The following is a 13,983-nucleotide window of genomic DNA, read 5'->3' on the forward strand; positions in this document are numbered from 1 at the left end:
CGGTCTCACCCACCCACCCACCCACCCACCCACCCAAACAAACAAACAAACAAACAAACAAACAATATTCGGGCGGGCCGGCCGCAGCACGGCCGGCCCGCCCGAAATATAGGAAAGCCCAAGGCTCGCCGAAAATCCCAAATCAAGTTAATTCAGCGACCAGCAAAACTGAGCGAGTCTACACACAAGCAGATAGTCACCCATTTCCCCCTGTCATTTCCGTTGCCGCTTCGACGATGCCGAAGCGGCAACGGAATCTCCGACATTTCTGCTCAGGAAGTCGTCCAGACCGACTTCCTGTGCAGGCGGCGAGAAGGCCTTGAAATCCTGTATCCGGATCAACCATTCACTCCGGGTCGGCAGTCCCGCTCGACGCCTCGATGGCCACCCATGCCGATGGTCGGCTCCGGCCATGCACGACCAAGAAGCGCGGCCCGGACGGCAACCGCGCACGCGCACCGGGACGTCTCCCCCTCAGGTGTGACGGTCCAACTGGGCTCTCCAGGCAGGCGCTAGCGTGGACCGGACAACGTCCGCGAACAGAGGAAGCGCCCCGTGACGCAGCGCAGCAGCGAGCCGTTCCGGCTGATCGTGACCGGAGGCGGCACCGGCGGTCACACGTATCCGGCCCTGACCGCGGTCCGCACCCTCCAGGCTCGGCTCGCTGCGGCCGGCCGCGCGCTGGAGGTGCTGTGGGTCGGCGTCGACGGTGGCCTGGAGAACCGCGTCGCCGCCAGCGAGGGCATCCCCTTCCGCGCGGTCGCGACGGGCAAGGTCCGGCGCTCGTCCAACCCCCTCAAGCTCGTGTCGCCCGCGAACGTGCGCGACATGAGCCGCGTCCCGCTCGGCGTGGCCCAGGCCCGCGCGATCGTCGCCGAATTCAGGCCGGACGTCGTCCTCGCCACCGGCGGGTACGTGGCGGTGCCGGTCGGTCTGGCGGCGAAGATGTGCCGCAGGCCGCTGGTCGTTCACGAGCAGACCGTGCGGCTCGGGCTGGCGAACCGGTCGCTCGCGCGCGCGGCCACCAGGTTCGCGGTCTCCTCGGAGGCCACCCTCGAACTTCTGCCGGAGTCGGTGCGCGGCACCACGGTGGTGACGGGCAACCCGGTTCGGCCCGAGGTGCTGGCCGGCCACGCCCGGAAGGCGGTCGACGCGCTCGGCCTGCACTCCTTCGCCTCCGGGCTGCCGACCGTGTACGTGACCGGCGGCGCCCAGGGCTCGCAGCAGATCAACGAACTGGCGCGGGACACCCTTCCGTGGCTCCTCTCGCGGGCGAACGTGATCCATCAGTGCGGGCCCGCGAACCTCGACGCCCTCAGCGCGACGGTGCACACCCTGCGGCCGGACCTGGCCGCCCGCTACCACCTGACCGGCTACGTCGGCCCCGAGCTCCCCGACGTACTGGCGCTGGCCGACGTCGTCCTGTCCCGCAGCGGCGCCGGAACGATCGCCGAGCTCACCGCCCTGGGCAAGGCCGCCGTGCTCGTGCCGCTCGCGACGTCGGCCGGCAACGAGCAGGCCCAGAACGCGATGCACCTGCAGCGCCAGCGCGCAGCAGTGGCGCTGACCGGAGAGGTCGACGCCACCATGCTGCAAGGCGCGATCGGGCCGCTCCTCGCCGACCCCGGGCTGCGGGGACAGATCGCCGACCAGGCCCGGCAGCTGGGCCGCCCCGATGCTGCCGAGCGCCTGGTCGACGTGCTGCTGTCCGCCGCCTCCGCCTGATCAGCAGGCCTGGGGCGTCAGCGTCCGGTGTGCAGGGCTGTTGCCGAGGCACACGGTCAAGGTCTTGCGCATCACGGTCCTCCCGCCGATGTGAGGGCCTGTTCGAGTGAGTCCACCACCCGGTCGATGTCGGTCTCGGTGAGGTGCTGGTGGAACGGCAGGCTCAGGATCTCCTCGCTGACCTTCTCGGTGACCGGCAGCGGCCGGCGCCAGGGCTTGAAGGCTGTCTGCAGGTGGTTGGGCGGGTAGTGGACGCCCACCGCGATGCCCCGGGACTTCATCATCCGGAACACGTCCTCGCGGTGCGGCACCCGGACCACGCACAGGTGCGGCACCGTGCGGGTCACGTCCACGTCCACCAGCTCCACCCCCGGGATGCCGCGCAGCGCGTCGCCGTAGGCGACCCACAGCTCCCGCCGGGTCTTCTCCGTCTCGGCGAAGCGGCGCAGCTGCGCGAGGCCGATGGCGGCGTTGATGGCGGACATCTGGTACCGCAGGCCGAAACCCTCCACGCTGTAGCCGGTGATGGCCTGGCGTTCGACCTGGGACTGCACCACACCGAGCATCCGCACACCACGTAGGAAGTCGGCCTCGCCGGGGTTGCGCGGGATGACCATGCCGCCCTGACCGCAGGTGAGGTTCTTGATGGGCCCGAACGAGAAGCACGTCAGGGCTCCGGTCGCACCGACGCGCCGGTGGTTCAGGTGCGAGCCGAAGGCGTGCGCCGCGTCCTCGATCACCGCGATGCCGCGTTCGTGGAGGGTGCCGTAGGCCGCGCCCAGATCCACGGCCCGGCCGCCGTACAGCACCGGCAGCACTGCATGAGTGCGGTCGGTCACGGCGGCCATGACCGTGGCGGCCTCCACGCACAGGGTGTCGGGGTTGACCTCAACGAAGCGGGGGACCGCGTCCACGGCGCGGATCGCCTGGACAGTGGCGCAGAACGTCATGGACGGCACGATCACCTCATCCCCCGCGCCGACCCCGGCGGCCATCAGGGCGCAGTGCAGCGCGGCCGTGCCGGAGGCGGTGGCCACGGCGTCCGGGACACCGAGGAACCGGGCGACCTCCTGCTCGAACTGCTCGGTGACGGCGGTGTGCCCGTACTGGCCGTCAGCCAGGACGCGCCCCACGGCCTCCAGTTCCGTCCCGTACAGGTACGGGCTGGCGTTGCGTGCGGCGTCAGGCCGCGACGGGGTGATCACGACAACTCCCGGGTCGGTCGGATGATCGGTCGGAGCAGTGAGCTGGCCTTGTCCAGGGCCACGGACACGTCTGCGGGCGACGGTCCGGCGGCGGTGATCATGCCGATCTTGTGGCCGGACTGGTCATGCGGGTGCACAGGGTCTCCTCGCTTGGCGTACAGCTCGATACCGGTGACACCCGGGACGTTGCGGGCCTCGGCGACCCCCTCCCAAGTGGCGAGTTCGCCTTCCACGTCAAGGGGGGAGCCGAGCAGTTCCACGCCTGCGTGCGCGTTGCGCGTCGGCCTCAGATAGGCGTCGAACGGCTCACCGAGCGCGAGTGCGACGAGCGCGCCCACGACGTTGACGCCGTAGGCCGCCTCGTGCAGGCGCGGGATGCTGTCCCCGCTCAGGCGCGGGTTGGCTTCGACGACGCGGCCCTGGCCGTCCTCGCCAAGGACGAGGTCGAAGTTCGCGGGCCCGTTGACGATGCCCAGCGCACGGCACAGCCGCTCGGCGACTCCTTCAAGGTGGCGGTGTTCCGCCGGGGAGAGTTGCGCCGTGCTGATCCGCCTGACGACGCTTCTCCCGGGCACAAGGTGTTGATCCTTGATGCAGGTCATGAGCGACTTGCCGTCGCGGAGGAAGAGATCGATGGTCAACTGTCGCCCGTGGATGAATTCCTCGGCGATCACGGTCCGAGAAGCGGAGTAGGCGCGCGCACGGGCGATGGCGGCAGGGAGGCCGTCAGGGTGAGTGACACGGGTGACACCCTTGCTGCCCGATCCGTCCACCGGCTTGACCATGAGGGGGAAACGCAACTCTGCCGCCTTCGCGGCGACCTCCCCCGGGTCGTCTGACGCGGCCCACCCGTACCCGGCGACACCGCAGGACGCGACGACCCTGTGAAAGGCGGCCTTGTCGAGGCCCGCCAAGGCCGCCTCCGGGTACACGTAGGTCATGCCGTAGCGCAGGCCCAGGACTCGCCAGGTGAGCAGCGCAGCGTCGCTCGCACCGGCCACGATCCCTACGGGCCGCGTGTCGCCCAGCGCTTCGGTGATGGCACCCGCGTCCCGGGTGGAGACCTTCATGGCCGCATCGGCGAAGGGGAACGCGGGGGCGTCCGAGCGCATATCGACAGCGATGGTCGGGATTCCTCGGCGTCCCGCCTCCTGGTAGAGAGGGATGTGCTCCTCCGATGCGCCGAGCACGAGCAGCGCGTTCTGGGGCAACTGGTCATCGGACACGGTCACGCTCCGGGCTCGGGGCCGTGACGTGGACGGCGGGCACCGGGGGCTGCGGGCTGCGGGCCTGCGGGGCCCAGCGGTCCGGGTGGTGCTGGTACCAGGCGACGGTCTCGGCGAGACCGTCATCGAGAGAGCGGCGCGGCCGGTAGCCGAGCTGTTCGGCCTTGGCGCAGTCCATCGCGTACCGCAGGTCGTTCGCGGTCCGATCCGGGACGTACACCACGCGGCTCCAGTCCGCTTCGCAGGCCCGCAGAAGCCGCGCCGTCAGCTCCCGGTTCGTCAGATCCGTCCCGAGGCCGAGGTTGTAGGCCTCGCCGGGCATGCCGTCGCGCAGCACGAGCTCGACGCCGGCGCAGTTGTCCTCGACGTGCAGCCAGTTCCGCACGTGCTGACCCTGCCCGTGAACAGTGACCTTGTCGCCCCGCATCAGGGCAGAGATGAACCGGGGGATGACCTTCTCCGGGTGCTGGCCGGGCCCGTAGTTGTTCGAGGAGCGGGTGACGCACACCGGCAGCCCGAACGTGACCGCGTACGACAGGGCGACCAGGTCCGACGCGGCCTTGCTTGCGGCGTAGGGGACCGTCGGGCGCAGCGGCGCGTCCTCGGTCGCGGCACCGTCCAGGAGCGGCCCGTAGACCTCGTCGGTGGACACGTGGACGAACTTGGACACCTCGGCCTTGGCCGCGGCCTCCAGGAGCCGCTGGGTGCCCAGCACGTTCGTCGCCGCGAACGCCCCGGCGTCGGCGAAGCTGTGGTCGACGTGGGACTCGGCAGCGAAGTGCACGACCGCAGTGTGCTGGGCCATCAGGTCGGTGACGAGCGTGGTGTCGAGGATGTCACCGTGGACGAACGTGAGCTTCGGCGAGTCGAGCGCCGAACCCAGGTTGTCCAGGTTGCCCGCGTACGTGAGGGCGTCGAGGACGGTGATTCGCTCGACATCGTCGGCGGCAAGCATCCGCTTGACGAAGTGGGATCCGATGAAACCGGCGCCGCCGGTGACAAGCAGCTGGCGCATGCGCTCCTCCATTCCGGGGGGGGGACGGCCGCCCTGCCCTGTCGCGAGGAGCGGTCCGACCGGCTTCCAGAACACTCCCGGAAGGGTGGTGCCCGGCAGGCACACAGAGGGGGCCCACAAAGCGCAGAAGCGGTAACGATGTTGCTGCCTGCGGGCCTACCCTCGAAGCCCGGCCACCGGCAGGCAGGAGACCCCTCATGGCGCCGGCACCACGCAGGACCCGCGAACCGAACCACCGTCTCGGCGCGCTCCTGGCCGCGAGCGGCCGCAGCCGCAAGGGCCTCGCGCAGCGGGTGAACGAGCTCTCCGCGCAGCGCGGTCAGCCGCGCGCATACACCCACACGAGTGTCGGCAACTGGGTGGACAAGGGCATGATCCCCGACGCCCCGGCGCCCGAACTCATCGCCGTTGCGCTGGGAGAACGCCTCGGACGGCCTGTCACCCTTACGGAGATGGGTATGGCTGGCCTCCCTGCTAACCCGGCCGCGATGGGGTTGGATTTCCCCAGAGACGCCGGCGACGCCGTGCGCAACGCCGCGAACTTCTGGAGCACCGTGCACCGACGCGACTTCATCGGCGGTGCGTTCGCCGTCGCTGCCTACACCACCCCGGTCACCCGCTGGCTGGTCCGGCCTTCCGCGCCGCTCCCTGGGCACCGTGGCAGCCTCCAGGTCGGCCGCGCGGACCTGGAGGAACTGTGGCAGGCCGCGAGCGAGGCCCGCTCCTGGGACTCGAAGTACGGCGGCGGCAGCTGGCGCTCCAGCAGCGTCGCGGACTGCCTCCGGCACCGCGCGAGCCCGCTGCTGGTCGGCACCTACCCGGAGAAGATCGGCGCCGAGCTGTACTGCGTGACCGCCGAGCTCGCCCGGGTCGTCGGCTGGGCCGCGCTGGACATGGGCCAGCACGACGCCGCGCAGCGGCACTTCATCCAGGCCCTCGCGCTCGCCCGCGCGGCCGGCGACACCGAGGTCGGCAGCCACGTGATGTCCACGATGGCGCTGCAGGCCGTCCTGCGCGGCTACCCGAGCGAGGCCATCGACATGGTCCAGGGTGGCTACGAGCGCGCAACGGGGTCGGCGAGCCCGCGGGTGCTGGCGTTCGCAAAGATGGTCGAGGCCCGGGCGCACGGCCGGTCACGGGACCCGCGGGCGGCGTCGCGCGCCCTGTCGGAGGCGGAGACGCTCCTCGGCCGTGCCCGGCCCGACGACGATCCGGAGTGGATCAGCTACATGACCCACACCCGGCTCGCATCGGATGCGGTCGAGGTGTGGCGGGACCTCGGCAACCCGAAGGCGGCGTTCACGTGGAACCGGCACGCCGACGCGATGCCCGAGGGCTCTTTCGCCCGCTCGGTCGGGCTACGCCTCACGGTGCTCGGAACGGTGCACCTGCAGGGCGGCAGCCTCGAGGAAGGCGTAGCGATGGGGCACCGGGCGGTCGACATCCTCGCGCGGGTGCAGTCGACGCGGGCGCGGGACTACGTGCGGGACTACACGACGGAGTTGCGGCGCTGGCCGAAGGAGCCGGCGGTTCGGGACCTGCTGCAGCGGGCACGCACGGAGCTGGCCATGGCCAGCTGAGCGGCCATGCACGCCGGCCTGGGGTCAGCCGGTCCAGATGGTGTCGCCAGCCGGACTCCACCAGCTGTCGCGAACGATGTGCACCAAGTGCCACGATCCGGTGCCCCCCGGCATCTGCCGCCGCTGCGCAGGCCTCGGCGGCGCCAGGACCCCGCGCTCGGCAGTGGCGTCAGTGCCACGCCCGGCGGCGCCGCCCGTGCCCGCGCCGCCCGTGCCCGCGCAGCCCTGCGCGGGCACAGCCTTCGCTGTCGCTTGGATACGACTCGCAGCCAAGGAGCCGACTCCTCGGCGGTCGGGTGTGCATGATCGCTCTCCGGCGCGGCTGAACCCGTCGGCCGGGGCCTCCGCGGTGCCCGGCGATCGGGGCCGAGGGGTTGACCGCGCGACACGGTGGGGGCCCGGGGAACTACGCTGTCCGCCGTGACAGAACGGCTGCCGCTCTTCCCGCTGAACACCGTGCTCTACCCGGGCCTCGTGCTGCCCCTGAACGTCTTCGAGGAGCGCTACCGCCGTCTCGTCGCCGACCTGCTCGAACAGCCCGAGGACGAGCCGCGCCGCTTCGGCGTGCTCGCCATCAAGGACGGCCGCGAGGTCGCCCCGGTCCGCCCCGCCGAGGACGGCCCGGCCGGGCCGCTCGACGGCCTGGGCACCGTCACCGGGGACCCGCTGGAGGCGGTCTACCACATCGGCTGCGTCGCCGACGTCTCCTCCGTCCAGCCCCAGCCCGACGGCCGCTACGAGCTGCTGGTCACCGGCACCACCCGGTTCCGGCTCAGCTCGGTCGACGTCGGCGGCCCGTACCTGACGGGTGAGATCGAGCCGGTCGAGGAGCGCCCCGGCGAGGGCTCCGGCGCCCTCGCCGCCGAGGTCGAGCGGGCCTTCCGGGTCTACCAGAAGCGCCTGGCGGGCGCCCGCGAGGCCAGCACCCACGGCCGCCAGCAGCTGCCCGACGACCCCCAGGTGCTCTCCTACCTGGTCGCCGCCGCCTCGGTCTTCGAGACCCCGGTCAAGCAGCGGCTGCTCGCCTGCCCCGACACCGCCCAGCGGCTGCGCATCGAACTCGACCTGCTGCGCCGCGAGAGCGCGGTGCTCAGCTGGCTGCCCTCGCTGCCCGCGGTCGACCTCACCCGCCAGTCGTTCAGCCCCAACTGACCGCCCCCACCGACCCGAGGCACCCGCGCATGGCCAAGAAGCCGAAGAAGGGCGGCCAGGGCACGCCCGCCACCGTCGCCCTGGAGACCGCCGCCGTCCCGTACACCGTCCACGCCTACGAGCACGACCCGGCCGCGGCCTCCTACGGCGGCGAGGCCGCCGAGGCCCTGGGCGTGGCCGCCGAGCGGGTCTTCAAGACCCTGGTCGCCGACGTGGACGGCACCCTCACCGTCGGCGTCGTCCCGGTCGCCGGCCAGCTCGACCTCAAGGCCCTGGCCACGGCCGTCGGCGGCAAGCGCGCCGCGATGGCCGACCCGGCCGCCGCCGAGCGCAGCAGCGGCTACGTCCTCGGCGGCATCTCCCCGCTCGGCCAGCGCCGCCCGCTGCGCACCGTGGTCGACGCCAGCGCCCTGACCCACCCCACCGTCTACGTGTCGGCGGGCCGCCGCGGCCTCGAAGTGGAACTGGCCCCCGCCGACCTCATCGCCCTCACCAACGCCCGCACCGCCCCGATCGCCCGCTGAGAAGCAGAGACCCCTGGAAACCCGCCAAGGGGCGCGGGGAACGGCGCGGGGCGGGGAGGCCGCGACCGGTACCCGGCCCGTCGCCCCTGCGCCCCTCCGCCCCGCTCAAGGGCTCAGCCCTGCCGCCGGTCCTCCGGCGCCGGAGCGGCGTCCACCGGGGCGACCGGCCCGGCGTCCACCGGAGCGACCTCCGCAGGAGGCCCCGCCGGGTCCCCGTACGACCCGGCCGGCACCCCCCAGTACGGCGGCGGGTCCTCCTCCCGCTTCCCGAACGCCGCCGACAGCGCCAGCAGCACCACCATCGCCACCATCGGCCACACCAGCAGCGCCCCCATCGCCCCCAGGTCGATGCTCGCGTCGAAGTGCCCGCCGTTGCCGACCCGCCGGGCCTCGCCGATCAGGTTGTCGCTCGGCCCGAGCCAGCGGCCGAGCTTCCAGGCCCCGTACGAGCCGAGCAGTCCGCCGATCGCCAGCCCCAGCGCGACCGAGATCCCGCCGCCGCGCTTGCGGGTCACCAGGAAGGCCCCGAGCGCGGTGAGGATGCCGGCGCCCAGCCCGATCAGCACGAACACCGCGTCGGCGCCGGCCCGCTGCTCGCCCTCGGGGTCGACGTAAAGGATCCGGTCGCCGTCGACGACCAGCGGCACCTTGGGCGCCAGCCAGGCCCACAGCCCGGCCATCACCAGTCCGGCCAGCAGGCACACCAGCACCACCCCGGCGCCGATCCGCAGCTCGTCCGGCACCCGGCGCCCGCCCGCGGGCGGCGCCGCGGGCAGGCCGGCGGGCGGCTCCTGGTCGGAGGCCGGCGGCGGTGCGAACGGGTCGGGTACGGCTCCCGGCTCGGCCGGCACATCGGCGCGGGCGGGTTCCGGAGGTGTGTTCGGTACGGTCACGGGTCCCATCGTTTCACGACGCCCGTCCGAACGGCCGCACCGCCCACCGCACCGCAGACCGCACCGCAGCCCCGGCAAGATCCGCCGAACCCACCCGCGGCAACGCCCTACCGCGCGACAGCCCGCCGGTACGCCCAGGTGGCCAGGGCCAGCGACACCACGCCCACCCCCGCGCACACCCCGAGGTCGGCCAGCACCATGCCCCAGTCCGGATCCGGCGCGAAGGTCCGCGCGAACGCCTCCACCCCGTACGTCGACGGCAGCAGGTCGCGCAGCCACAGCACCGGCTGCGGCAGGTGGTCGACCGGCAGCACGCCGAGCAGCAGCGCCGCCGACATGCCGAGCTGCCCCAGCATCGTCGCGATCTCCTGCCGCGGCGCCAGCAGCCCGCAGGCCGCGCCCAGCCCGGACAGCGCCGCCCCGGCGAGCGGCACCACGGCGAGCAGCACCCACAGCTGCCCGAGCGGCAGCCCGAACATCACCGCGCCGATGCCGGCCGTGACGAGCGTGCCGGGCAGCGTGAACGAGGCGTACGCGGCGGCCGCGCCGAGCACCACCGAGGCGGCCGGGACGGGCAGCGTCGCGTAGTGGTCGAGGCCGCCGGTGGCACGGAGCTTCCCGAAGTACTGGGCCAGCAGGTTGAGCGCGACGAACGCCACCACCAGCACGCTCGACCCGGCGACCACCGACCGCGCCGCCGAGGTCTGCCCGCCGTCCACGACGCCCCGCATCATCACCAGGATGCCGACGGACTGGAAGGTGGCCACGAACAGCAGCGGAATCCGCGCGACCTTCGCCCGGGTGAGCTGCGCCCGGTACACCGCGGCCAGGGCGGGCAGCAGCCGGGCGGCGGGGGCGAGCGGGGCGGCGCCGGCCGTGGCCCGGCCGGTCCGCGGGGGCACCGAGAGCAGCGTCACTTGGCCAGTCCTCCGTGGCGGCCGCCCAGCTTGAGGTAGGCGTCCTCAAGGCTCGGGGTGGCGAGGGTGAAGTCGTCGAGGGCGGCGAAGGCCGGGCCGGTGGTGACGGCGGCGACCAGTTCGCGGGCCTGCTCGGGGGTGGTGCGGACGGTCCAGCGGCGCCCGGTGCGTTCGGCGCGCGCGGCCAGTTCGGCGACGGCGGGGACGCCGATCGGCGCCTCGTCCCGCCAGACCAGGTCGAGCCGGACGTCGCCGTCCACCAGGGCCTTGAGCCCGCCGGGCGTGTCGCAGGCGATCACCCGGCCCTCGTCGATCACGGCGACCCGGTCGAGCACGGTCTCCGCCTCGATCACGTTGTGGGTGACCAGCAGCACCGTCGTCCCGTGCTCGGCCCGCCGCCGGTCGACGGCCGACCAGACGGCCCGCCGGGCGACCGGGTCCATGCCGGTGGTGGGTTCGTCCAGGACGAGCAGCGGCCGCTCCCCCACCAGGGTGGCCGCGAAGCAGGCGAGCCGCCGCTGCCCGCCGGACAGCTTGGCCAGCGGCCGGCCGGCGATCGGCTCCAGCCCGAGTTCGGTGAGGACCTCCGCGGCCGCGCCGCGGGCGGCCGTGCGCGAGAGCCCGCGCAACCGTCCGGTGGTCTCGGCGGCCAGTGCGACGGTCAGCTCGTCCAGCGCGGTGGATTCCTGCCCGAGGTAGCCGAGCAGCCGGGCGGCCCGCTCCGGGTGCCGCACGATGTCGTGCCCGAGCAGTTCGACGGTGCCGGAGTCCGGCCGCAGCAGGCCGGTGAGCTGGCGGACGAGCGTGGACTTCCCGGCGCCGTTGGGCCCGAGCAGCCCGAAGACCTCGCCCTCGCGGACGGTCAGGCTGATCCCGTCGTTGGCCCGGATCTCGGTGGCGGCGGCGCCGCGCCCGGTGCGGTAGGTCCGGACCAGATCGCGTACGGCCACGCACGGCGCGGGGGTGTCCTGGGGTGCTCGCCCGGCCGTCTCTTCCACGACCGGAGACTTTACGCGCTCACACGGGCGAACCGGACAACGGGGGCCGGTCGCCGGAGGCCGCCGGGACGCGTCAGTCGTCCACCACCATCGACCCGCCCGGGACCCGGGCCGCCAGTTCCTTCCAGAACCCCGCCCGGATGGCGTAGCGGTCGTGCTCGTCGATCTGGTCGTCCTTGTGGGCGAGCAGTCCGAAGCGGGCCGCGTAGCGCAGCAGCTCGCCGTCGACCCGGTGCGGGATGCGCGGGTAGTCGGGCCAGAGCAGGGTGAGCCGTTCGAGGTCGCCGAGGCGGTCGCTCCAGCGGCGGGCGAAGACCTGCCCGACCTCGTGGGCGTCGCCGCCGATGGTGGTGATGTCCTCCTCGCGGTCGGCCCAGCGCTGTTCGGCGGTGGTGAGCTGGGCCAGCGTGGGCAGGCCGTCCCCGGCGGTGACGGACGGCTCGGGGGCGGGCCGGTCGACCCAGCCCCGGTCGGAGGACCAGCGCAGCACCGGTCCGCCGGTCGGCTGCCCGTTGGCGGCCTGTCCGGCCGCGGCGTGTCCGTTGGCGTGCCCGTTCGCCGCCGCGGTGATCGGGGTGACGGCCGAGACCCGCCCGGCGAGGTCCTTCGGGGTGGGCACCACCCGCAGGGCGGCGGCCGGCTGGGGCCGCCCGTTCGCGGCGGGCGCCTCGGGCACCGCCTCGGCGGCGGCCGGCCGGACGCCGGGGGGCACCACGCTGGGCAGCGGGGCCGGCGGGGCGGCGAGGATCTTGGCGATCTCCTGCCGGGCGCCGCCCGTCCCGGGCGCCGGGAAGACGGTGGAGTGGTCGCGCAGCGAGAAGGACCCCTCGATCCACTCGCGGTCCAGGACCCGCCGCTCGTCGGCCTCGCCGACCAGGTCCTCGGACTGGTTGAAGTCCCCGTCGGCGGCCTGCAACGCCCACAGGTGCACGGCCACGCCGTGCTCCTTGGCGGTCATCATGCCGGGCAGCAGGTCCCCGTCGCCGGTGATCAGGACGACGTCCGCGCAGGCCCGGTTACGGGCGAGTTCGGAGAGTTCGGCGTGCATCGCGGCGTCGACGCCCTTCTGCACCCAGCGCCCCTCGGCCCGGGTGAGGGCGCCCAGCCGCACGGTCACGCGGGGCAGCACCCGCAGCCGCCGGTGCTCGGGCATCGGGCGGCGGTCGGGGGCCGCGTCGAACCAGTAGATCCGCAGCAGCGGCAGCCCGGTCTCGGCCTCGGCGCGTTCGCGCAGGGCGCTGATCAGCGCGGTGTGGTCGACGGTGACCTTGGAGCGGGAGGGGTCTCCGGCGAGCAGGCTGGCGGCGGCACCCAACAGGTATCCGGCATCCACCAGGACGACACAGCGGTCCATCCGCGCACCTCTTTCCGCTCGCCCTCGAAGGTCGGTCTGGGTGGGCGGTCCGCCCGTCGACCCGGCGTGCGGGGTGAGGGGGCCCCTGACCGCCCGATCGTTGGGTCACCTTTTCCCCCAGGTTCGCGGCCCGAACCTCGGCGGATGTCCCGGTCACGCAACAGCCGCCCCAATGAGTCGCAAAGAAACACGAAGGCGGGCCCCGTTCAACGACGGGGCCCGCCAAACGTCACGCGGGGTTGACCCGGATCAGCCCTTGAGCTCGGCGGCGAGCAGCTCGGCGGCGACCAGCTCGGCGAGCTGGACGGCGTTGAGCGCGGCGCCCTTGCGCAGGTTGTCGTTGGAGACGAACAGCGACAGGCCGTGCTCCACCGTCTCGTCGACCCGGATGCGGCCGACGTAGCTCGGGTCCTGACCGGCGGCCTGGAGCGGGGTGGGGATCTCGGACAGCTCGACGCCGGGGGCGGCGGCGAGCAGCTCGGCGGCCCGCTCGGGGCTGATCGGGCGCTCGAAGCGGGCGTTGATCTGGAGCGAGTGGCCGGAGAAGACCGGGACGCGCACGCAGGTGCCGGCGACCTTGAGCTCGGGGATGCCGAGGATCTTGCGGCTCTCGTGGCGGAGCTTCTGCTCCTCGTCGGTCTCGTTGGAGCCGTCCTCGACGATGGAGCCGGCCAGCGGCACCACGTTGAAGGCGATCGGCCGCCGGTAGACCTTGGGCTCGGGGAACTCGACGGCGGAGCCGTCGTGGGCGAGCGCGGAGGCGCCGTCCACGACCTTGGCGGCCTGGTCCTGCAGCTCGGCGACACCGGCGACGCCGCTGCCGGAGACGGCCTGGTAGGTGGAGACGACCAGGGCGGCGAGCCCCGCCTCCTCGTGCAGCGGGCGCAGCACGGGCATGGCGGCCATGGTGGTGCAGTTGGGGTTGGCGATGATGCCCTTGGGCCGGTCGGCGATGGCCTCCGGGTTGACCTCGGAGACGACCAGCGGGACCTCGGGGTCACGGCGCCAGGCGGAGGAGTTGTCGATGACGACGGCGCCGGAGGCGGCGACCTTGGGGGCCAGGGCCTTGGAGGTGGAGCCTCCGGCCGAGAAGATCACGATGTCCAGGCCGGTGTAGTCGGCCGTGGCCGCGTCCTCGACGGTGACCTCGGTGCCCTGCCAGGGCAGCGTGCGCCCGGCCGAACGGGCCGAGGCGAACAACCGCAGCTGCTCCACCGGGCCCAGTCCACCTTCACGACCAGCCCGCTCCGCCAGGATCTCGCGGACCACGCCGCCGACCTGGCCGGTGGCACCGACAATGCCGATCTTCATTCCGACTACTCCTCTGAATGGTGCTGTCTACAGCCGCACTCTGCCCATCATGCCTTGTCACGCGGGTGGGGCGACCTGGTATT

At 73.0% G+C, this 13,983-nt stretch carries 12 protein-coding genes; 4 read left to right on the plus strand and 8 right to left on the minus strand.

The genetic code is table 11. From position 1 onward, the window contains the following. The first annotated feature begins 555 nt into the window (after positions 1-555). Positions 556-1,725: a UDP-N-acetylglucosamine--N-acetylmuramyl-(pentapeptide) pyrophosphoryl-undecaprenol N-acetylglucosamine transferase gene (locus ACZ4W5_RS25665; protein WP_465657152.1), complete on the plus strand. Its 1,170-nt coding sequence runs from the start codon at positions 556-558 to the stop codon at positions 1,723-1,725. 71 nt (positions 1,726-1,796) lie between these two features. Here the strand turns inward: ACZ4W5_RS25665 and ACZ4W5_RS25670 are convergent, their stop codons facing one another. Genes ACZ4W5_RS25670 through rfbB form a run of 3 tightly spaced genes read right to left on the minus strand, consistent with a single transcriptional unit; the run spans position 1,797 to position 5,171 of the window. Beyond that, positions 1,797-2,930 (minus strand): DegT/DnrJ/EryC1/StrS family aminotransferase, encoded by a 1,134-nt coding sequence (locus ACZ4W5_RS25670; RefSeq protein ID WP_465657154.1) that lies wholly within the window; start codon positions 2,928-2,930, stop codon positions 1,797-1,799. Continuing rightward, entirely contained in the window at positions 2,927-4,156 is a 1,230-nt protein-coding gene (locus ACZ4W5_RS25675) for an ATP-grasp domain-containing protein (RefSeq protein ID WP_465657156.1), read from the minus strand. Before ACZ4W5_RS25675 ends, ACZ4W5_RS25670 begins: the two co-directional genes overlap by 4 nt. Continuing rightward, complete coding sequence (gene rfbB / locus ACZ4W5_RS25680) at positions 4,146-5,171, minus strand: dTDP-glucose 4,6-dehydratase (RefSeq protein WP_402482523.1); 1,026 nt, start codon at positions 5,169-5,171, stop codon at positions 4,146-4,148. Before rfbB ends, ACZ4W5_RS25675 begins: the two co-directional genes overlap by 11 nt. Positions 5,172-5,368: 197 nt before the next feature. Between rfbB and ACZ4W5_RS25685 the strand changes: the two genes are divergently transcribed. The 3 genes from ACZ4W5_RS25685 (at position 5,369) to ybaK (ending at position 8,427) form a co-directional block, all read left to right on the plus strand. Further along, a complete protein-coding gene (locus ACZ4W5_RS25685) occupies positions 5,369-6,751 on the plus strand; it encodes a sporulation protein (protein WP_465657159.1) in 1,383 nt (460 codons plus the stop codon). 411 nt (positions 6,752-7,162) lie between these two features. Beyond that, the gene (locus tag ACZ4W5_RS25690; protein WP_402483300.1) at positions 7,163-7,903 is read left to right on the plus strand and encodes an LON peptidase substrate-binding domain-containing protein; all 741 of its coding nucleotides are present in this window, start codon (positions 7,163-7,165) and stop codon (positions 7,901-7,903) included. A 29-nt stretch (positions 7,904-7,932) separates the two neighbouring features. Beyond that, on the plus strand, positions 7,933-8,427 hold the full coding sequence (gene ybaK / locus ACZ4W5_RS25695; RefSeq protein WP_360244402.1) for a Cys-tRNA(Pro) deacylase: 495 nt from the start codon (positions 7,933-7,935) through the stop codon (positions 8,425-8,427). A 113-nt stretch (positions 8,428-8,540) separates the two neighbouring features. Here ybaK and ACZ4W5_RS25700 read toward each other — a convergent pair whose 3' ends face one another. From ACZ4W5_RS25700 to ACZ4W5_RS25720, 5 genes are all read right to left on the minus strand, one after another. Continuing rightward, entirely contained in the window at positions 8,541-9,320 is a 780-nt protein-coding gene (locus ACZ4W5_RS25700) for a hypothetical protein (protein WP_465657160.1), read from the minus strand. A 107-nt stretch (positions 9,321-9,427) separates the two neighbouring features. Further along, positions 9,428-10,237 (minus strand): ABC transporter permease, encoded by an 810-nt coding sequence (locus ACZ4W5_RS25705; protein WP_402482514.1) that lies wholly within the window; start codon positions 10,235-10,237, stop codon positions 9,428-9,430. After that, positions 10,234-11,235, minus strand: a complete 1,002-nt coding sequence (locus ACZ4W5_RS25710; RefSeq protein WP_402482512.1) for an ABC transporter ATP-binding protein — start codon at positions 11,233-11,235, stop codon at positions 10,234-10,236. The genes ACZ4W5_RS25705 and ACZ4W5_RS25710 overlap by 4 nt, the downstream gene beginning before the upstream one ends. Positions 11,236-11,308: 73 nt before the next feature. Further along, positions 11,309-12,589: an NYN domain-containing protein gene (locus ACZ4W5_RS25715; protein WP_360244411.1), complete on the minus strand. Its 1,281-nt coding sequence runs from the start codon at positions 12,587-12,589 to the stop codon at positions 11,309-11,311. A 249-nt stretch (positions 12,590-12,838) separates the two neighbouring features. Further along, positions 12,839-13,900 (minus strand): aspartate-semialdehyde dehydrogenase, encoded by a 1,062-nt coding sequence (locus tag ACZ4W5_RS25720; RefSeq protein WP_360244414.1) that lies wholly within the window; start codon positions 13,898-13,900, stop codon positions 12,839-12,841. Between the last annotated feature and the right edge of the window lie 83 nt (positions 13,901-13,983).

Source organism: Kitasatospora sp. NPDC029367 (assembly GCF_055569135.1).